Here is a 20,043-nt window from a genome sequence, read left to right as displayed (position 1 = left end):
GACAGGCTAAAATTGTAAATCTAAATCAGTCACTTTATATTTGCAATACATTTCACCTCAAAACAATGGATATATCGAACCTAAGACTAACAATTGTATCGTTGCTCGCGGCAACGGGCATAATAGCGGCTCCGGCACAGGCGAGACGAATCGTCGCCCACACCACCCAGCAGTCGCTCGCCATGACTGACATCCGGGAAATGCAGCAGACCTTCTCTGCCGAAATCATAGAAGCCTATGAATATGAAATGGTCGACGAGCCGCCGATGTTTCCTGGAGGCAACAATGCACTGGTCCAATATATCAATTCATCACGCCGATATCCCGCACAGGCATATAAGAACAAAATTCACGGACGTGTATTATGCTCGTTCATAGTGCAGCCCGACGGTGAAATCACTCACGTAAATGTGTTGCGCGGCGTGGAGCCGTCGCTCGACCGTGAAGCCGTAAGAATACTCGGGTCAATGCCCAACTGGCGTGCCGGACGCATCAACGGCAACAAAGTCGCGGTCTATTGCATACTTCCTGTCACTTTCCGTCTCTGACGCTTTTTCTTGACAAGACTTGCGATTATTGACAAAAAAATTGTTATATTCGCAGTGAATTATTCATTTCAAACATAACGATTATGGCAAATAAACGCAAACTAAAGAAAGCCATCAAGGCTGCTTGTGGAAATATGGCTGGCGAATGCATAATGACCCGTAACTATGTGCCGGGAGTAGATACCAGAAAGATGGATGAGATAATCTTCAGCATCGCTGACCTGCAATTCTCGTCAATCGAAAATGTATCTTTCTCTTTTGACAAGAGTGAGAAAAGCTTTTCTTCGCGCCACGAATACAAGAAAGCCCGCGAGGCATATTTCCATAAAGGATACAAAAAACTTATCGACGACTTCAAGAAAGGAGTTGACCAGATTGTAGGTCTTATGAATGAAGCGCTGCCGGCTGAACAGAAGGAACGCAATAAGGCAGCCGCGAAATAATCAAAAAACTGCAACGACATTTATCGGCAATGAATCTGTCGAAATTTATCCTTAAAATAATCGGGTGGAAGGTGAATATCACCACACCCGATTATCCTAAGTGCCTAATTTGCGTCGCTCCGCACACAAGCAACTGGGACTTTATTCTTGGCGAGCTTGCCTACACTTCAGTGGGTCGCAGAGCAGGCTTTTTGATGAAAGAAGCCTGGTTCCGATGGCCGCTCGGCTACTTTTTCCGTGCCATAGGAGGCATTCCTGTGCCGAAAAAGAGGGGTTCGTCGCTTACAGCGGCGATTGTCGACAAGTTCAACCATTCTGACAGGCTGGTGCTTGCTATAACTCCGGAAGGCACCCGCAAAGGCACTGCAAAATGGCGTCACGGCTTTCTGCACATTGCGATGGAAGCCAATATCCCGCTGCTTTTGGGTGCCATTGATTATAAACACAAATATATAGAGATTGCTACCCGATTCTCGCCAACCGGCAATGTGGATGCCGACATAAGAGCGATAAAAAATTTCTATAGCGGATTTTCTGCAAAATATCCGGAAAAATTTATTACCGACGATGAGTGACATTCTTAAAACAGCCGCGCTGCAACTTGACATAATCCAGGGTGATAAGTCGGGAAATATAGCTGAAGCGGAAAACCTGATAAAGTCATTGCCCGAAGGCTATGACATAGCCGTGTTGCCGGAAATGTTTACCACCGGCTTTATCTGCGACCCCGTCATGGCGGCATCGCTTGCCGAGAGTAACGACGGGATGACACTTACGGCAATAAAAAAGATTGCCGCCGGCTACAAGATTGCCATATGTGGTTCGTTCATCGCCCGCGACAATGATGCTGTCTATAACCGTGCATTTTTTATCGAGCCGTCAGGAGACACCTATTTTTATGACAAGCACCATCTTTTTTCAATAAGCGGAGAAGACAATGCCTACCGTCGGGGGGACTCGCCCATCCCGCGATTCCGCTACAGAGGGTGGAACATTGCAATGGCAGTCTGCTTCGATGTGCGCTTCCCCGCGTGGCTGAGAAACAATGACGGAGCCTACGACCTTCTTATAATAATGGCAAACTGGCCTGACTCACGCGCCTACGCGTGGAAACACCTCCTAATAGCGCGTGCTATCGAAAACCAGGCTTACGTAATAGGATGCAACCGCACAGGAGAAGACAGCTATGGCAAATACTCAGGCAGTTCGGTGATTGTTGATGCCAAGGGCAGACTAATAGGCGAAGAGCAAAACGACAAGACAATTGCCGCTTCGCTGTCTAAAGAATCCCTCGTGTCGTTCAGGACAAAATTCCCTGTTTTGCAGGAATCTGACCGTTTTGACATAATCTGACGCCGCAGGATTTGGAGAGACGATTTAATATTACTAAATTTGCAGACATAGACAAAGGGGTGCCGTCATTTTGACGTGCTGAGATTATACCCTCCGAACCTGACACGGTTAACACCGACGAAGGGATTGTTGATTATCTTTAGAGCCTTTTTGTCTATTATTTTGTTATTAAGATAAAAAGGCATATGAATTGTTACACCACCGCACTTTCGATAGCCGGGTCTGACCCATCAGGCGGCGCAGGCATTCAGGCCGACATCAAGACCATGTCGGCACTCGGTGTCTATGGCATGACGGCAATCACAGCTATTGCCGTTCAGAACACGTCGGGAGTGCGTTCCGTTACCGGCATCGAGCCTGAGGCGGTCGCCGCTCAGATTGACGCGGTGTTTGATGACATATACCCCGATGCCGTAAAAATAGGGATGCTGTTTTCCCCGGATATCGCTAATATTGTTGCCGACAGGCTGGTTGAGAGAAACGCCAAAAACATAGTTCTTGACCCTGTAATGGTGGCTACGTCGGGCGATAGGCTCATATCAGAAGAAGCGATTGATGTCATTACCAGACGCATTATACCTGTCGCCTCGCTCATAACCCCCAATGTCAATGAAGCTATAGCCCTCACCGGCACTGATGATTTAAAACGCCAGATAGAGGCGCTGCGAAAGCTCGGAGCAAAAAATGTACTTTTAAAGGGAGGTGACAGAGACAGTTCCAACGGAATGTCGGTAGATTACCTCGCCCTCGAAGGCTATGACGAGCCGGTAGTGCTTGAATCAAGACGTGTGATTACAAAAAACAATCATGGCACAGGTTGCACCCTGTCGTCAGCAATAGCCTCCTGCCTTGCCCTTGGATATGACATGGTTGAAAGTGTATCCAGGGCAAAACGATATATAACAGATGCATTGAAAGCCGGTGCCGGAATCACTATCGGTCACGGACATGGTCCGGTCAACCATCTCTATGCCCCTGTCCCATTGAAAATAACAACTAAACAATAAGACTATGAATATTTCAGTAAACAACAAGCCGATGACAGTACCTGACCACACCACACTTCAAGGCGCACTTGACCTTGCGGGAATAAATCCTGAAGGTATCGCCACGGCACTTAACGGCGAAGTCGTGTCACTTGTAGACCGCGACTCCACAGAACTTCATGACGGCGATTCTGTTTTAGTAATCGAACCATTTTACGGTGGATAAGCAGCCGCTACGAATAGCAGTGACGCCACCCGATGCGCTTGAGAATGAACCGATTTGGATAAAGGTCATTCTTGAGGCAGGATGGGATTATGTCCATCTGCGTCATCCCGGCGCTACGCTTCGCGAGATGAAGGCGATTATCGAGAGCCTGCCGCCTGTATATCACTCGCGGTTGCGGTTGCACGGTCACTTTGAGCTCCTTAATGAGTTTAATCTCGGAGGCATACACCTTAATTCCCGGTGTCCTGATGCACCGGCAAGATACAACGGGTCAGTGAGCCGCACGTGTCACACCATAGAAGAAGTGCAGGAATATAAAGATTATTTCGACTATCTGACGCTCAGTCCTATCTTCCCAAGTGTTTCAAAGCCGGGTTACAGCGGTTCATTCGCAGCAGAAGAGCTTGCCTCGCTTCCTGAAGGCAAGGTAGTCGCTCTCGGAGGAGTCACCCCGTTCCGCCTGCCAGAACTTGCCTTGCTACCCTTCAAAGGCTATGCTGTGCTCGGATACCTGGCGGGGGCTAAATCTATCGAAGACCTGAGGCTCAGGCTCGGATTATTTAACAACTGATTGACTAATACAACTACTATATATTATGTTACAATTCATTACTCATCCCTCGGAAAAGTATTCAATCCCCAAAGAGGTGAAAATGGCTATAGAAGGAGGCTGCAAATGGGTACAGCTCCGAATGAAAGATGCGTCATATGAGGAGCTAAAAGCTACAGCTCTTGATATAATACCTATGTGCAAAGATAACGACGTAATACTCGTCATTGATGACAACGTGGAGCTTGTCAACGAGCTGCGTGTTCATGGCGTTCATCTTGGCAAGACTGACATGGATCCGCGCAAAGCAAGGGAAATACTCGGCCCGCACGCCATAATAGGCGTGACAGCAAACACGGCTGACGATATACTCACATTCAAAAGGGTGGATGTCGACTATGTAGGGCTCGGCCCATTCCGCCACACTGACACCAAAAAGAACCTTGCCCCTGTTATCGGGCTTGAAGGCTACAGGCAAATCGTCAAGACTGTAAGCGATGCCGGAAATCAATTACCGATAGTCGCCATAGGAGGGATAACAATCGACGACGTAGATGAAATCATGTCTACAGGTGTCCAAGGTATCGCCGTGTCAGGCGCGATAATAAATGCGCCTTCTCCGGTTGAATACACCGAAGATATTCTCAGGCGGCTTGCCCGATGACATACAAAAATCAAGAATAATCACTATAAACTATCATAAACCAATCATGCAAGACAAATTAATAATAGGAGGTCGTGAGTTTGACTCACGGCTCTTTGTCGGCACAGGCAAATTTTCATCAAACACCCTTATGCTTGAATCAATACTGGCGTCAGGCTCCGAGATGATAACAGTGGCGATGAAGCGCATTGACATGGATAATGCCCGTGAAGATGACATGTTACGTCACATAAACCGCGAGAAAGTACAATTTCTGCCAAACACATCGGGAGTGCGCGATGCCCGCGAGGCTGTATTGGCGGCAAAACTGTCACGCGAAATTTTCAACACTAATTTCATAAAACTTGAGATACACCCCGACCCTAAATACCTTCTCCCCGACCCTGTCGAGACTTTGAAGGCGACAGAGATTCTTGCCAAAGAGGGCTTCATCGTGCTTCCATATATCCAGGCCGACCCTGTATTGTGCAAAAGGCTTGAAGACGCCGGCACTGCCGCAGTAATGCCGCTCGGAGCGCCGATAGGCACCAACAAGGGTCTCAAGACACGCGATCTGCTTGAAATCATCATAGCGGAAAGTCGTGTGCCGGTGGTGATTGACGCAGGACTTGGAGCGCCATCCCATGCCGCCGATGCCATGGAGATGGGTGCTGACGCCGTGCTTGTCAACACAGCAATCGCCGTGGCAGGCGACCCGGTCGAGATGGCTCGCGCATTTAAACTTGCCGTAGAGGCTGGAAGAATTGCCTACCGTGCCGGTCTTGGTTCTCAAAACAATGTTGCTGAAGCAACCTCGCCTCTTACTTCATTTCTCGGATAAAAAATCATTTCAATCAATGGAAATCAACGATATAAACGTCCAGTCTTATCCTGGCTCGGAAAAAATCTATATAAAAGGTAAGATTCATGACATAAATGTGCCTATGCGCCGCATAAATCTCACCCCCACGGTAAAAGTAATCAACGGAGAGCGCATGGTTCATGAAAACGCGCCTGTATATGTCTATGACACAAGCGGAGTTTATACTGACCCGCAGATAAAAATTGACATCAACAGTGGATTACCACGTACCCGCGAACAATGGATAGCATTTCGTGACGATATAGAGCAACTCGACTGTATATCATCAGATTACGGTAAAGAGCGCGAAGCCGATAAGTCGCTCGACGCTATAAGATTCAGCCACCGTCACGCGCCGCGCCGCGCAAAGGAAGGCAAAGCAATCACGCAGATGGCGCTTGCCCGTCAAGGCATAATAACTCCGGAAATGGAATATGTGGCAATACGCGAAAACATGAACAATGAGGCTCTCGGCATAGACAGCCACATAACACCCGAATTTGTTCGCGATGAGATTGCCGCCGGTCGCGCCGTGCTGCCTGCCAATATCAACCATCCGGAAAGTGAACCGATGATAATCGGGGCAAAATTTCTTGTGAAATTGAACACCAACATCGGTAACTCGGCCTTGTCGTCGGGCATCGAGGAAGAGGTCAACAAAGCGGTGTGGAGCTGCTATTGGGGCGGTGACACACTTATGGACCTGTCGACAGGTGACAATATTCACGAGACCCGCGAATGGATTATACGTAATTGCCCTGTGCCGATGGGCACAGTCCCGGTATATCAGGCTCTTGAGAAGGTAAACGGTGATGTCGGCAGCCTTACATGGGAAATTTATCGTGACACACTTATCGAGCAGGCTGAACAAGGCGTCGACTATTTCACCATACATGCAGGAGTGCTCCGCGCCCATGCCGATCTTGTGGGCGAACGCCTTACCGGAATTGTTTCCCGTGGCGGCTCAATCATGACCCAATGGGCGGTAATGCACAATCAGGAAAATTTCCTCTACACTCACTTTGATGAAATATGCGAGATTCTTGCCCGTTACGACGTTGCAGTTTCGCTCGGCGACGGCATGAGACCGGGAAGCATTCATGATGCCAACGACCGGTCGCAGTTCCTTGAACTTGACGTGCTTGGCGAACTTACGGAGAAAGCGTGGGCACACAATGTACAGGTACTGATAGAAGGACCGGGACATGTGCCTATGCAAAAAATCAGGGAGAATATGGACCGACAGATTTCATCTTGCCACGAGGCTCCGTTCTATACACTCGGACCGCTTACCACCGACATCGCGCCCGGTTATGACCATATAACCTCGGCTATAGGCGCCGCCCAGATAGCATGGATGGGAACTGCAATGATATGCTATGTCACTCCGAAAGAGCATCTTGCCCTACCCAACCTTGAGGATGTAAGAAACGGAGTAATCGCCTACAAGATTGCAGCCCACGCCGCCGACATAGCAAAGGGACATCCGGGAGCTGTCGTAAGAGACAACGCCATGAGTAAGGCTCGCTTTGATTTCCGCTGGAAAGACCAGTTCAATCTGTCGCTTGACCCCGAGCGCGCCCGACGTTACTACGTGGAAAGCCATAAGGATGACGACCATTTCTGCACGATGTGTGGACCCAACTTCTGCGCCATGCGTATTTCTCAGTCAGTAATCGACAATTGTTCCAAATAATCATGTTTTACGACGAGATTAAGCATTATGACTGGGATGACACTACCCGGTGCATAATGTCAAAGCGGAAAGCGGATGTCGAGATTGCTCTCGGAAAGACCAATCTCGACATCGATGACTTTATGGCGCTGATTTCTCCGGCGGCTGCCGACTATCTTGAGCCAATGGCTCAGTTGAGCCGCCGATACACAAGAGAGCGATTCGGCAACACCATAAGCATGTACATCCCGATGTACATAACCAATTCGTGTACTAACGCATGTGTATATTGCGGATTTAACCATAACAATCCGTTCAAGCGCACGATTCTCACGATGCCGCAGATTGAAGAGGAATGTAAGGCGATACGCAAGCTTGGGCCGTTTGAGAATCTACTGCTTGTAAGCGGAGAAAATCCTGCTAAAGCCGGAGTAGAATATTTTGAACAGGCCCTGCTCACCTGCCGTCCCTACTTCAGTAATCTGTCAATCGAAGTGCAGCCGATGAAAGCAGAAGAGTATCACAGGCTCACGAAGTCGGGGCTGAATGGCGTAGTGTGCTTCCAAGAGACTTACAACGAGGCAAACTATAAGAAGTATCACCCCGTAGGCATGAAATCAATCTTCGACTGGCGACTTAACGGCTACGACCGCATGGGGCAGGCCGGCGTGCACAAAATAGGCATGGGTGTATTGATCGGGCTGGAAGACTGGCGTACCGATGTAACAATGATGGCACGCCATCTGCGATACCTGCGAAAGAATTATTGGCAGACAAAATTCTCGGTCAATTTTCCTCGCATGCGTCCTTCTGAAGGACATTTCCAGCCCAATGTAGTGATGAGCGACAAAGAGCTCGCTCAACTGACATTTGCATTTCGTATCTTTGACCATGATGTCGACATTAGCTATTCAACACGAGAAAACCCGGTATTCCGCGAGAACATGATGAAGCTCGGTGTGACCTCGATGAGCGCGGGAAGCAAGACCGACCCGGGAGGATATGCTGTCTCGCCCGACTCATTGGAGCAGTTTGAGGTCAGCGATGACAGAAGTCCGGAAGCCGTTGTCGGAGGAATACGCCGTCTCGGCTACGAGGCTGTATGGAAAGACTGGGATAAAATATTTGATTCAAATGACACGATTTAACAACCCTATTCAGGAGATAAAACACCGCATGTACTCACTGCGCAACGGTGCTGTCGCTGATGCAATGCGCCGGATGGGCGCTCCATATAAGATTATATTCGGACTAAACCTGCCTCAGCTTACAGCATTGGCGGCAGAGATACCTCCGTCGCCACAGATAGCCGACGAGCTTTGGCATAACGATTCCACACGCGAAAGCCGGCTATTGGCGCCAATGGTGTATCCGCCTGAGCAGTTTGACATATCAGTGGCACGTGAATGGGTCGAAACAATCGCCACGACTGAAGTAGCTGACATCTTATGCCTGAAGCTATTGAAAAAAATGCCGTGGGCATGTACTCTTGCCGAGGAGCTTATACTCTCCGACCGTGAAATGTACAGATACACGGCTTTACGGCTGATGTTTAACCTTCTGCCCGAAAGGCTTGCGGAAACACGCGCATATGCAGCGGCCGAACTGGAGCGAAAAAATCCGCTTACCGCCGGCATCGCCTCAGCGCTTGTAGAAGAGATTGACTTTATAACAGGCTCTAATGATTAGAGCCTGTTCCCCATCGGTCGCTGACCCACACGCCAAGCAGTATAAGCGCGCAGCCGGTATAGCCGATTATCGACACTTTCTCGCCAAGGAGCAATGCTGATGCGATTAGTGTCACAATCGGCTGGAAATAAAGATAATTGTTAGCTTTGATTGCGCCAAGCCCTTTGTTGACCCATGCCCATATTATAAAAGCGAGCATCGAGCAGAATAGTCCGAGGAACATGAAATTGGACCATACATCAAATTCCATAAACACCGAAACAGGTGTATGGCTTGATTGCATAAACAAAAACGGCACAGCTGTAAGCATTCCATAAAAAAATGTCTTACGTGATATAAACATTACGGAATAGAATGCATTCAACTTACGTAATACGAGCGAGTACACCGCCCATGAGAGTGCGGCGGCAAGCGACAACAGATCACCGAGAGGCTTGACGTCAAGCACAAAACTGCTGTTGAAGATAACAAACCCCACACCGGTCAAAGCCACCAGAGACCCGACAAGGACCCCCTTGCCGGGTTTTTCGCTTTTATATATGGCTCCGACAAGAAGCGTGGTAAGCAGAGGGGCAAGAGTCACAATAAGCGACACATTTGATACAAGCGTATATTCAAGAGCCGTGTTCTCCGCGATAAAATATAGAGAACCTGCACATAGTCCACATACGACAAAGAGAAGTTCGTCACGCAGTGAATTTGAAAAAATGCGTTTGTGACATACACATAACACCATCATATAGGCAAGCAATGTACGGTACACATACACTTCTGTAGGCTGCAATCCATGTTCAAGCAGGACTTTTGTTGAAACAAATGATACACCCCAAGCTATTATAGTCAGTAATGCGCCGAGATGAAACCACACGAGAGTCCCTCGACCTATGCTGAATTTTCTATCCATCATCTCCCTTATATATTGAATATGTATGCAAACTTACTGAAAATCCTGCAAGTCTAAAAACATTTTTTCCGTTTATCTTGTATTAAAAATAATAGCGTCGATTCGCTTTTTTATATTAAACGCATTTATTAACTTTGTGGTTTAAATTTTATTAAATTAATTAAATATACGACGATGAAAGTTCTTAAATTAACAGGTGCGGCTCTTCTCGCTGCATGTATGCTTCTCTCTTCGGGTTGTAGCTCAATGACCAATACCGGCAAGGGCGCTCTTATCGGTGGTGGCGGCGGTGCTGCCGTCGGCGCAGGTCTTGGCGCTCTTATCGGAGGCGGCAAAGGCGCAGGTATCGGTAGTGCAATCGGTGCTGCCGTAGGAGCGGGCGCAGGCGCGCTTATCGGTAAGAAAATGGATAATCAGCAGAAAGAACTTGCTGCCACCCTCCCCGATGCCCAGGTCGAACAGACCACCGACCAAAATGGATTGCAGGCAATCAAGGTTACATTTGACGGAGGTATCTTGTTCCCGACCGGTAAATATACACTTAACACTTCGGCACAGCAGGATCTCAGCCAGTTTGCAGTATCTTTGAAGCAGAATCCTCTTACTGACGTGCAGATTCTCGGCTTTACCGACAACACAGGTTCATATGCTGTAAATGAAAAGCTCTCTAACGAGCGTGCTGACGCAGTGTTGACCTACCTCGTAAATTCAGGAGTAAGCCCTACCCGCTTAACCGCAAAGGGCATTCCTATGGCTGACTACGTTGCATCCAACGAGACCGCAGCAGGCAGGGCTCAGAACCGTCGAGTTGAAATCTACATCACCGCAAGTCCTGAAATGGTGAAGGAGGCTGAGAACGGCTCTCTGCAATAAACAACCATAAATGTAACTGATAAAATAAGCGGCAAAATGCCGCTTATTTTTTTATTCCTGTATAGACGAGCGTACATGCAAAAAGAAAGAGACTGCAACGTAAATGATTTACGCGACAGTCTCTTCTTTATAGGACCACACCAAAGGATGCGATGAAACTCCGAATGACAGGATTTGAGTGCTCGCCAACCTTTGTAATCCGCCTGGGTTATTAGCCACCGCTCCGAAAAGCGGTCGGGGCCCGCCATCAGTCGACTAAGCTTGTCTCGGTATTTCATATAAATTTGATGAGTTTCCCAATCAACTTTGATGTGGTATATCTTCGGCTCTCTTGCCTTCATTGTTATAACACAAAGTTAATTCATATTGTTGAATTTTGCAACTTTCGAGGCAAGATTTTTTGTCGGTACCGACAAGTTTTAGCTATCTTTGCAGCCTAATGATTAACAACAATATTATATGAATCTGTTTCTCAACATAATCTGGATTGTATTCGGTGGATTCTTCGTGGCAGTCGAATATGTGGTGTCGAGCCTCGCAATGATGCTTACGATTATAGGCATCCCTTTCGGACTTCAGACCCTTAAACTTGCTGGTGTCGCGCTTGTGCCTTTTGGCACAAAAGTGCTCCCGTCACCCACCTCAAGCGGATGCCTCAACCTGATAATGAATGTAATCTGGTGGTTTGTCGGAGGAATTCCGATTGCGCTTACCCACATAGGATTCGGGCTGCTGTTCTGCATCACCATAATAGGCATTCCATTTGGAGTCCAGCATTTTAAGCTTGCCGGGCTTGCGTTCATGCCTTTCGGCAAGACAATCGTCTAATCGGCAACACTGTTGTAGCGTACATGATTCAGCGCACGGAGCACATTACACAGTATCCGGCTCCAATATGCGCCGAAATCTTCCTTTATGGCGACGAGCCCCATTGCCACAAGCTCTTCCGGGACATCTTTCACCGCCTCAAGGAAATTATATAGCACCTGGAATATATCGGCAAGACCTTCTGATATCGATGCCGCAATAGGAGTGTCGGAATACTTCATGTCTTCTTCAAACACTTCCAGATATGTGTCGTCGGGGCCGAGCAGATTCTCAATGCTGCGCCTTACCGCCTCATAATAATCCTCTTCAAGCACCCCGGCGATATATGGCTCTTCAACCGGAGTAAAATCGGTCTTTACATCGGTTGCAGAGATATAAATACGCGGTAACAGGCGAAGCATCGCGGCGACAAAGGCATCGTGCTCTGTCTCGCGGGCACTTTCCACCTCATGACAATACTCATTACAAAGCGCCATAAAGGCGAGCGCATTATTATTAATTATCGAATCACTCATAATTCAGACTGATATAAATTGTGTTGGCATATATAATCATATACCCCGGAAGGAAGAAAATAGTTCATATCTTTTCCGAGTGATATGCTGTTTCTTATAAATGTCGATGATATGTCAATCATGGGCGCATCTATTAACTGCACACGCGAATCATTTGTACCGGAGACCGGATAACCACGACGCGGATACACAATCACGCCGAAACGGTCAAGAATCTCTTCTGAAGCACGCCATTGATTGAATATCGCCCAATTGTCACTGCCTATTATAAGCTTGAATCTTACTCCGGGGTTGTCATGCTCAAGCCGTCGGAGCGTATCTATTGTGTAGGACGGACGTGGCATAGACAACTCCAGGTCAGATGCATATACACAGCCGGAATCATTACAAGCCGTAAGAAGCATATTGAACCGGTCGGAATCCGATGCCATGCTCTTCCCCTTTTTCAAAGGGTTGCACGGCGACAGCATCAACATAACAGAGTCGACATCCCCAAATTGAGCTATGTAGGAAGCGAGCATCATGTGACCGGAATGAACCGGATTGAACGAGCCGCCAAACACACCGACAACCGACGATGCCTTCATTTTGAAAGGAAATCCGTTATAACCCTGTGAGTATCGGCTATTGCTGTGGCAAGATCGTCATTGACAACGGTAACGTCATATCGAGGGGCAAAACCTATTTCATATGATGCCTTACGCACCCTCTCTTCAATTACCTCAGGAGCATCGGTAGCCCTGCCTTCGAGCCTGCTGCGCAGCGTTTCGATAGACGGCGGCATGATAAACAGCGCAAGAGCCATGTCGCCATATATACGCTTGACATTCATGGCGCCTTTCACATCTATGTCAAGGACGACATTATGCCCGTCGCCGGTGATGCGGTCAATCTCACTTTTGAGAGTACCGTAAAAACGTCCGGCATAGACTTCCTCATACTCTACAAACTCGTCACGCGAGATACGTTCACGAAACTCTTCTTCCGTAAGGAAATAATAGTGAACTCCATGCTTTTCTTCGCCACGCGGCTTGCGGCTTGTCGCCGATATGGAAAACTGCATGTCTATATCACCACGCTCAAGCAATGCGTTGATAATGGTCGATTTGCCACATCCTGACGGCGCCGACACAATAATTATCTTACCTGCCATAGAGCGATTACATGACGTTAAGCACCTGCTCCTTTATCTGCTCGAGCTCGTCTTTCATTTTTACGACAATTTTCTGCATTTCAGCATGATTGGACTTGGAACCGAGCGTGTTAATCTCGCGTCCCATCTCCTGGCTGATAAATCCGAGCTTTTTGCCTTGACCCGGCGCGCCGTCCATTGTCTCCATGAAATAGTTGAGATGCTGGGCAAGACGCTGCTTCTCTTCGTTTACATCAAGCTTCTCGATATAGAATATCATCTCCTGCTCAAGACGGTTTTTGTCAAACGCGACACCGTCAATCTTCGAGAGATTCTCCTCTATGCGGGCACGAATCTTTGCGACACGCTCCTTCTCAAATGGCTCGACGTTATCAAGCAGAGCGCGTATGTTTTCAATGCGTCGTGTAAAAAACTCGGTCAGCTTCACGCCCTCTTTTGCCCTGAACTGCATCAAGCCGTCAATGGCATTGCCGACAGCCGACATAAGCACAGCAGAATCTTCTTCTGAAAGAGACGCCGGCAGCTCGCTTTTCACCGTCTCCGGAAAGCGCAACAAGACACTGTACCAGTCATCAGGCCAAGCAAGTCCAAGCTGCCTTGCCATCTCCTCTACTTGTGTCTTGTAAGCCGCCATGAGCGGAATATTAAGTGACACAGTGGTCTCTACGCCCACTGATTCAGCATATATCTGGAAATCGACCTTTCCCCTTTCAAGACGGGAAGCGATCAAATTACGGAATTCAAGTTCCTTTTCACGGAAAGCGGCAGGCACGCGCGACGATATGTCGAGCTGCTTGCTGTTCAGCGATTTAATCTCCACTGTGATTTTCTTATTTGGAATCTGTGCTACAGATTTTCCAAATCCGGTCATTGATAGTAACATGGACAGATATTTTCTACAAAATTACAAAATCTCCCGATAATACAGATGTTTCACGCAAAAAATCGTATCTTTGTATTATAAAAAAATCTTGAAATGGCGGTAATACTTAACATAGAGACTTCTACCAATGTGTGCTCAACAGCACTGACATATGACGGGCATATCATCACTCAAAGAGAAGATTATCAAGGTCACAACCATGCCACCTTGCTAAGCGGATATATCAAGGATTGCCTGGAGGAGGCAAAAGAGAAAAAGCTCAAAATCGACGCTGTCGCAGTGAGCATAGGACCGGGAAGTTACACGGGACTGCGCATAGGGCTGTCGGAAGCGAAAGGGCTTGCCTATGCTCTTGACGTGCCGTTAATCGGGGTAGACACCCTTCAGATAATGACAGTCGCAGTCATGTTCAGTGACTTCTTTGATGAAGACGTGATGTTTGCACCGATGATTGACGCCCGCCGCATGGAAGTGTTCACTGCCGTGTATGACTATGCCCTTCGTCCCGTACTCGCGTCCAAGCCGCTCATACTTGATGAGGAAAGCTACCGCGAGTATCTTGACCGCGGTCCAGTAATATTTTTCGGAAACGGCAGCGACAAGGCGAGACAGCTCCTTGAAGGTCACCCCAACGCTAATTTCATCACAGAGATACACCCTACCGCAGCCAATATGATGGCACTTGCCGACAAGGCTTATCTCAATAAAGACTTCCTTGATCTCGCCTACTCCACACCGGCTTATCTAAAAGAGTTCCAGGCTACAGTTGCAAAGTCAAAATTAAGTAAATAACATCACATTATATATTCTGTCAATGAAAGTCACCGATTTAATAGCCTCCAATGGCAAAACCGGATTCTCATTTGAAGTGCTGCCTCCGCTTAAGGGAAGAGGCATATCTCAATTATTCCGCAATATTGACGTCTTGAAAGAGTTTAATCCGCTCTATATCAACATAACCACCCATCGCAGCGAGATGGTCTATAAGAACACTCCCGACGGGCTATACCAGAAAGTGAGTGAACGCAGCCGCCCGGGCACAGTGGCGGTCGCAGCCGCGATACAACAGAAATATGGCATACCGGCCGTCCCACATATAATCTGCAGCGGATTCTCGCGGATAGAGACCGAATATGCTCTCATTGACCTCAATTTCTTAGGAATCACCAATATATTGTTGCTGCGCGGTGACAAAGCAAAGCATGAAAACCGTTTTATACCTAACGACAACGGCTATTCCCATGCTACAGAGCTACAGATTCAGGTCAATGAATTTAACCGTGGTTATTTCATTGACGGCACCAAGATGGACATAGTGACCGGCGAACCGTTTTCTTATGGCGTCGCAGGCTATCCGGAAAAGCATGAAGAAGCGCCAAATATTGACATTGACATCCAATATGCCCGCCAGAAAATCGATAATGGGGCGGAATATATAGTCACACAGATGTTCTTTGACAACCAGAAATATTATGACTTTGTTGACCGGTGCCGCAAAGCCGGAATCAATGTGCCGATAATAGCGGGACTCAAACCGATTACCACCATGAATCAGCTTAATCTTTTGCCGAAAGTGTTTCATGTGGACTTACCGATGGAGCTTGCTACCGAACTGATGAAATGCAAGAGCGACGCTGATGCAAAGCAAGTAGGCGTGGAATGGTGCAAGATGCAGGCTGCCGACCTCATTGCCCATAACATACCGAGCATACACTTCTATTCGCTGAATGCCACAAAGAGCGTTGAACAGGTGGCAAGGGCAGTTTATTGACCAATATATCCAGAAATTTTTAATCCATGAAATTTGCCGACATACCATATCATGATAATGCCAAAGAGCGACTAAGGTCAATGATTGACAGTGACCGCATACCTCATGCCTTGCTGATAGAAGGTCCTGCAGGGATTGGCAAATTTGCACTTGCCCGTGCTGCGGCACAATATATTCATTGTGAACATCGTAGCGGAGGCGACAGTTGCGGGGTGTGTCCTTCGTGCCTGCAACATCAGTCGTTTAACCACATCGACACCCATTTCGCCTTCCCTATTATAAAGAAGAAGAGCGACAGGGCTTCTTACTGCGACGATTTCATCGGCGAGTGGCGCGACTATCTCATGGAAAATACCTATATGGATTTTCAAAAATGGCTCATTGCTCTCGGCTCCCCCACGACTCAGCCTCAGATATATGCCGACGAAGCTGACGCATTAATACGCAAGCTCAGTTTCACCTCCCACAGCTCGCGCTACAAGATTGCAATCATGTGGCTTCCTGAGAGGCTCAATATCACGGGCGCCAACAAACTGCTTAAACAGATTGAAGAGCCATATAGCGACACAATATTTATACTTGTCAGCAATAAGCCGTCGGAAATATTGCCGACTATATACTCGCGCACCCAGCGGCTGCAGCTAAAGCGTCTTCCCGACAATATTGTGGCAAAATATCTCAGCGACAATTTCTCTATCGAAATCACCGATGCAACGGCAATAGCACACATCGCGGAAGGCAACATAATAACTGCGGTCAACAGTCTGAGTCTAAGCAAAGAAAACCGCGATTATCTTGACCGGTTCATGGCTCTGATGCGCCTCGCCTATCAACGTAACGTCAAGGAACTTAAAGAGTGGGCGGGCGATGTTGCCTCAATGGGCAGGGAAAGCGAAATCCGCTTTCTTGAATATTGCCAAAGGCTTATACGCGAAAACTTTATCTACAATCTTAACATAAGCGAGCTTAATTACCTGAATCGCGATGAAGCGGCATTTAGCCGCAATTTTGCGCGATTCATCAATGAGCGCAACGTATTGCAGATTGCAGCTGAACTTGACAAGGCAGCTATAGACATAGCCGGAAACGCCAACGGGAAAATTGTGATGTTTGACCTTGCCGTACACATGATTCTGCTTCTGAAGCAATAAGACAGCCCATACCAGCGACCCATTTTTTAGACCAACACATCATGACGTCATTTCTCCAACGTATTGCCGACATATATTTTCAAGCCGAAAAAGAAAAGCTTGCCGATTACTGCTTCATCTTTCCCAACAAGAGAAGCGGCACTTTTTTCCAGCACTTTCTCAGTGAGCTTAATGATGGCCCGACGCCGGTGTTCGAGCCCAAAATCACTACTATCAGTGATTTCATCGCCGATTTCTCCGACTATGTGGAGGCAAGCCGCTACGACCTGCTGTTCACTATGTACAACGAATATGCAAAGCTGTCGCAGGAAATCGAGGACTTTGACCGCTTTGTATTCTGGGGCGACATGCTTATATCTGATTTCAACGATGTTGACCGTTATATGGCAGACGCTCCCATGCTATTCAAAAACATCACCGACTATAACGAGATAAGCACTGACTTCCTTACTGATGAACAGAAACTAATAATCAAGCAATATTGGGGAGTCGACCTGCCGTTAGGCAATCCGGAGTCATTCTGGACTCATCTTAATGAAAAAGGCGAACCGAGAACCAATCGCGATTCATTTGTAAAGCTGTGGGAGATACTCTACCCTCTTTATTCCGGCTACCGCAAGAGTCTTGCCGACCGGGGATTATGTTACTCCGGCATGCAATATAAGGAAGTCGCCGAGCGCTTTAAAACAATGCAGGCTGAAGACTTCCCCTATAAACGCATCATCATTGTAGGCTTCAACGTGCTTTCAATGAGCGAGATAAAGATATTCGAGCGATTGCGTGACCTTGGCATCGGTGATTTTTATTGGGATTATGACCTGCCGGAAGCGTTCAAGGACAACAGGTCAGCGACATTTTTCCTGAAAAAATATGTCAAAGAATTCCGGTCGCTCTATGACATTTCTCTGCCGGAGGTGGACATGCCGGAAATCGAGATTATAAGTGTGCCGTCCAATATAGGTCAGGTCAAGCTCACCGGCAAACTGCTTGAAGAGATGAGTGAAAGCGGCGACATAGCCGATAGCGGCAATGCCATAGACACAGCCATTGTACTGCCGTCTGAGAATTTATTCATCGACCTGCTACATTCAGTTCCGGAATCAATAAACTCAGTCAACATAACGATGGGCTACCCATTGCGGCTGACCTCCATCGCCACATTGATGCGCAATATCACAATGATGCATATGAGAGCGAGAAAGGTGCGCGACATATGGAGCTTTTTCTATGAGGATGTCAAGGATGTGTTATCTCACCCCCTTCTCAAGGCTATAGCCCCGGAATTATGCAAGGATATTGTCAACCAGATTGACTTTAACAAAATGTTTACCATTCCGGTTGACTGGATAAACAGTAATTTCGACGGGCTGTCAACCGTGTTTTTCCCCGTGGAAGAACAGCACACTGGCGACTCCGTGTTTGATTACCAGTGCAGGCTTGTGGATTTCATAGCCGGGCGCCTTAAACAGCTTGATGACAACGGGTCTACTTCAATGGAGCTTGGTTTCCTGACCCGTTACCGTATCTCTCTTGACTTATTGCATAATGCCATATCTCGTTATGGCATTACAATGAAAGAAAACACATTCTTTCATCTCATCGACCGCACCATTAACGCTGAAAGTGTCAATTTCATCGGTGAACCGTTGAAAGGGCTACAGATAATGGGAGTGCTTGAAACCCGCGCCCTTGACTTTGACAACGTTATTCTGCTCTCCATGAATGAGCGCATATTCCCCCGTAAACACTATACGCGCTCTTTCATCCCCGATGTGCTTCGACGCAGTTTCGGACTCTCCACGCTTGAGTTTCAGGAGTGCATATATGCCTATTACTTTTACCGCCTCATAGCACGTGCAAAAAAAGTGAAGCTGTTATATGACTCACGGACATCGGGTCTTAAAGGCGGTGAGATGTCACGTTACCTGTACCAGCTTCTATATCTGTGTGACAGCGGAAACATCGTGAGGAGAAACGCATATTATGACATGCCTCCGTCCAATCCCGACAGCAGTCTGAGCGTTGAGAAAAATGAGGAAATCATGGCAAGGCTCAACTGTTACCTGTCAACAGGCAGTGACCGTAAGTCATTGTCGGCATCGGCGATAAAAAAATATCTCAACTGCCCTCTTGAGTTTTATTTCCACTACATCGAGCATATACGCCCGGAAGATGAAATCACCGATTATATGGATGAAAGTACATTCGGAACAATAGTCCATCAGGTGTCGGAACACTCTTATAATCGTCTAAAAGGCAATTTGCCCGAGTTGAAAGTGACCGCTGAGATTCTTGACCGTCTAAAAAGCGAGGTCACAGAGCTTGAAAAGCTCATAACTTCCGCGACCAATCAGCATTACCATCATCTGTCCTCACAAGCTCCTGATGACAAACCCTACATCAATCTCACCCCGCTTCACGGTGAGGCTAAAGTAATAGGAGAAGTAATCCGCGAGTTTATCATCAAGATGTTTGATCTTGAAAAGTCACTTGTCCCCTTCTATTTTATTGAGGGCGAACACAAATTTCAAGCACGCATCCCGATTGATGATGACCGTGCATTCAATATCGGAGGTTCGATTGACCGCATCGACATGCTCGCCGACCGCAGGACACTGAGGATAATCGACTATAAGACAGGTGGCGATGATTCAACGTTCAAAGATATTGATGAGATATTTTCAAAGAAAAAAGCAATTTTACAGCTCTTCCTGTATTGCAACGGACTTGCTTATGAAAAAAAAGACAACAGCCCCATGCAACCGATTCTGTATCTTTTCAAAAAATTCAGCACCGATGGCATACAACCTGTCAAATATGGCTCTGACGACCTTGTTGATTACCATAATCTGAACGACGAGGTAATGGGGATGTTACGGGAAAGGCTTTCCGGACTTTTTGACCGGGATAAGCCTTTTGAACCTGACCCGAGCCCGGAACATTGTCATTTCTGCAATTACAAAGAGATATGTGGACAAGCACAATAAATC

General features: G+C 47.3%; 23 protein-coding genes and 1 riboswitch. Of the genes, 18 read left to right on the top strand and 5 right to left on the bottom strand.

Annotation, left to right across the window (positions count from 1 at the left end; all coding sequences use genetic code 11):
- The first annotated feature begins 65 nt into the window (after positions 1-65).
- From E4T81_RS04565 to E4T81_RS04510, 12 genes are all read left to right on the top strand, one after another.
- A complete protein-coding gene (locus E4T81_RS04565; RefSeq protein WP_167761692.1) occupies positions 66-548 on the top strand; it encodes an energy transducer TonB in 483 nt (160 codons plus the stop codon).
- 83 nt (positions 549-631) lie between these two features.
- Complete coding sequence (locus E4T81_RS04560; protein WP_135041846.1) at positions 632-991, top strand: hypothetical protein; 360 nt, start codon at positions 632-634, stop codon at positions 989-991.
- 29 nt (positions 992-1,020) lie between these two features.
- Entirely contained in the window at positions 1,021-1,566 is a 546-nt protein-coding gene (locus tag E4T81_RS04555) for a 1-acyl-sn-glycerol-3-phosphate acyltransferase (protein WP_135041844.1), read from the top strand.
- On the top strand, positions 1,559-2,344 hold the full coding sequence (locus tag E4T81_RS04550) for a nitrilase-related carbon-nitrogen hydrolase (protein ID WP_135041842.1): 786 nt from the start codon (positions 1,559-1,561) through the stop codon (positions 2,342-2,344). Before E4T81_RS04555 ends, E4T81_RS04550 begins: the two co-directional genes overlap by 8 nt.
- A 45-nt stretch (positions 2,345-2,389) precedes the next feature.
- Positions 2,390-2,487, top strand: a riboswitch (TPP riboswitch).
- A 42-nt stretch (positions 2,488-2,529) separates the two neighbouring features.
- Complete coding sequence (gene thiD / locus E4T81_RS04545; RefSeq protein ID WP_135041840.1) at positions 2,530-3,351, top strand: bifunctional hydroxymethylpyrimidine kinase/phosphomethylpyrimidine kinase; 822 nt, start codon at positions 2,530-2,532, stop codon at positions 3,349-3,351.
- 4 nt (positions 3,352-3,355) lie between these two features.
- Entirely contained in the window at positions 3,356-3,556 is a 201-nt protein-coding gene (gene thiS / locus E4T81_RS04540) for a sulfur carrier protein ThiS (RefSeq protein ID WP_135041837.1), read from the top strand.
- Positions 3,549-4,127 (top strand): thiamine phosphate synthase, encoded by a 579-nt coding sequence (locus tag E4T81_RS04535; protein WP_135041835.1) that lies wholly within the window; start codon positions 3,549-3,551, stop codon positions 4,125-4,127. Before thiS ends, E4T81_RS04535 begins: the two co-directional genes overlap by 8 nt.
- Before the next feature lie 25 nt (positions 4,128-4,152).
- A complete protein-coding gene (locus E4T81_RS04530) occupies positions 4,153-4,770 on the top strand; it encodes a thiamine phosphate synthase (protein ID WP_135041833.1) in 618 nt (205 codons plus the stop codon).
- 46 nt (positions 4,771-4,816) lie between these two features.
- Entirely contained in the window at positions 4,817-5,590 is a 774-nt protein-coding gene (locus tag E4T81_RS04525) for a thiazole synthase (protein ID WP_135041831.1), read from the top strand.
- 16 nt (positions 5,591-5,606) lie between these two features.
- Positions 5,607-7,307 (top strand): phosphomethylpyrimidine synthase ThiC, encoded by a 1,701-nt coding sequence (gene thiC, locus E4T81_RS04520; protein WP_135041829.1) that lies wholly within the window; start codon positions 5,607-5,609, stop codon positions 7,305-7,307.
- Positions 7,308-7,309: 2 nt separating this feature from the next.
- Positions 7,310-8,434, top strand: a complete 1,125-nt coding sequence (gene thiH, locus E4T81_RS04515; protein WP_135041827.1) for a 2-iminoacetate synthase ThiH — start codon at positions 7,310-7,312, stop codon at positions 8,432-8,434.
- A complete protein-coding gene (locus E4T81_RS04510; RefSeq protein WP_167761687.1) occupies positions 8,421-8,975 on the top strand; it encodes a DNA alkylation repair protein in 555 nt (184 codons plus the stop codon). Before thiH ends, E4T81_RS04510 begins: the two co-directional genes overlap by 14 nt.
- Here E4T81_RS04510 and E4T81_RS04505 read toward each other — a convergent pair.
- Positions 8,965-9,882 carry a DMT family transporter gene (locus E4T81_RS04505; RefSeq protein WP_209308155.1) on the bottom strand — a complete coding sequence of 306 codons (918 nt, stop codon included), beginning with the start codon at positions 9,880-9,882 and terminating at the stop codon, positions 8,965-8,967. The two genes, E4T81_RS04510 and E4T81_RS04505, sit on opposite strands and share 11 nt — an antisense overlap.
- Before the next feature lie 171 nt (positions 9,883-10,053).
- Here E4T81_RS04505 and E4T81_RS04500 point away from each other — a divergent pair, with 171 nt between their 5' ends.
- Entirely contained in the window at positions 10,054-10,752 is a 699-nt protein-coding gene (locus E4T81_RS04500; RefSeq protein ID WP_135041823.1) for an OmpA family protein, read from the top strand.
- A 459-nt stretch (positions 10,753-11,211) separates the two neighbouring features.
- Positions 11,212-11,580, top strand: coding sequence for a YccF domain-containing protein (locus tag E4T81_RS04495; RefSeq protein ID WP_135041821.1), 369 nt, complete (start codon positions 11,212-11,214; stop codon positions 11,578-11,580).
- Here E4T81_RS04495 and E4T81_RS04490 read toward each other — a convergent pair.
- From E4T81_RS04490 to E4T81_RS04475, 4 genes are read right to left on the bottom strand one after another with little or no spacing between them, the layout of a single operon-like run.
- A complete protein-coding gene (locus E4T81_RS04490; RefSeq protein WP_135041819.1) occupies positions 11,577-12,095 on the bottom strand; it encodes a DUF5063 domain-containing protein in 519 nt (172 codons plus the stop codon). The genes E4T81_RS04495 and E4T81_RS04490 overlap by 4 nt on opposite strands.
- Positions 12,092-12,682 (bottom strand): nicotinate (nicotinamide) nucleotide adenylyltransferase, encoded by a 591-nt coding sequence (gene nadD, locus E4T81_RS04485; protein ID WP_135041817.1) that lies wholly within the window; start codon positions 12,680-12,682, stop codon positions 12,092-12,094. Before nadD ends, E4T81_RS04490 begins: the two co-directional genes overlap by 4 nt.
- Positions 12,679-13,248, bottom strand: coding sequence for a guanylate kinase (gmk, locus tag E4T81_RS04480; protein WP_135041815.1), 570 nt, complete (start codon positions 13,246-13,248; stop codon positions 12,679-12,681). Before gmk ends, nadD begins: the two co-directional genes overlap by 4 nt.
- A 7-nt stretch (positions 13,249-13,255) precedes the next feature.
- Positions 13,256-14,131 carry a YicC/YloC family endoribonuclease gene (locus tag E4T81_RS04475; RefSeq protein ID WP_135041813.1) on the bottom strand — a complete coding sequence of 292 codons (876 nt, stop codon included), beginning with the start codon at positions 14,129-14,131 and terminating at the stop codon, positions 13,256-13,258.
- Between the two features lie 93 nt (positions 14,132-14,224).
- Between E4T81_RS04475 and tsaB the strand changes: the two genes are divergently transcribed.
- Genes tsaB through E4T81_RS04455 form a run of 4 tightly spaced genes read left to right on the top strand, consistent with a single transcriptional unit; the run spans position 14,225 to position 20,040 of the window.
- Positions 14,225-14,923 (top strand): tRNA (adenosine(37)-N6)-threonylcarbamoyltransferase complex dimerization subunit type 1 TsaB, encoded by a 699-nt coding sequence (gene tsaB, locus E4T81_RS04470; RefSeq protein ID WP_135041811.1) that lies wholly within the window; start codon positions 14,225-14,227, stop codon positions 14,921-14,923.
- 22 nt (positions 14,924-14,945) lie between these two features.
- A complete protein-coding gene (gene metF / locus E4T81_RS04465) occupies positions 14,946-15,902 on the top strand; it encodes a methylenetetrahydrofolate reductase [NAD(P)H] (RefSeq protein WP_135041809.1) in 957 nt (318 codons plus the stop codon).
- A gap of 26 nt (positions 15,903-15,928) precedes the next feature.
- On the top strand, positions 15,929-17,053 hold the full coding sequence (locus E4T81_RS04460) for a DNA polymerase III subunit delta (protein ID WP_135041807.1): 1,125 nt from the start codon (positions 15,929-15,931) through the stop codon (positions 17,051-17,053).
- A gap of 41 nt (positions 17,054-17,094) precedes the next feature.
- Entirely contained in the window at positions 17,095-20,040 is a 2,946-nt protein-coding gene (locus E4T81_RS04455; protein ID WP_135041805.1) for a PD-(D/E)XK nuclease family protein, read from the top strand.
- Positions 20,041-20,043: the final 3 nt, after the last annotated feature.

This window comes from Barnesiella sp. WM24 (assembly GCF_004570975.1).
Classification (GTDB): Bacteria; Bacteroidota; Bacteroidia; order Bacteroidales; family Muribaculaceae; genus Muribaculum.
This window is presented reverse-complemented; position numbering and strand designations above follow the sequence as displayed.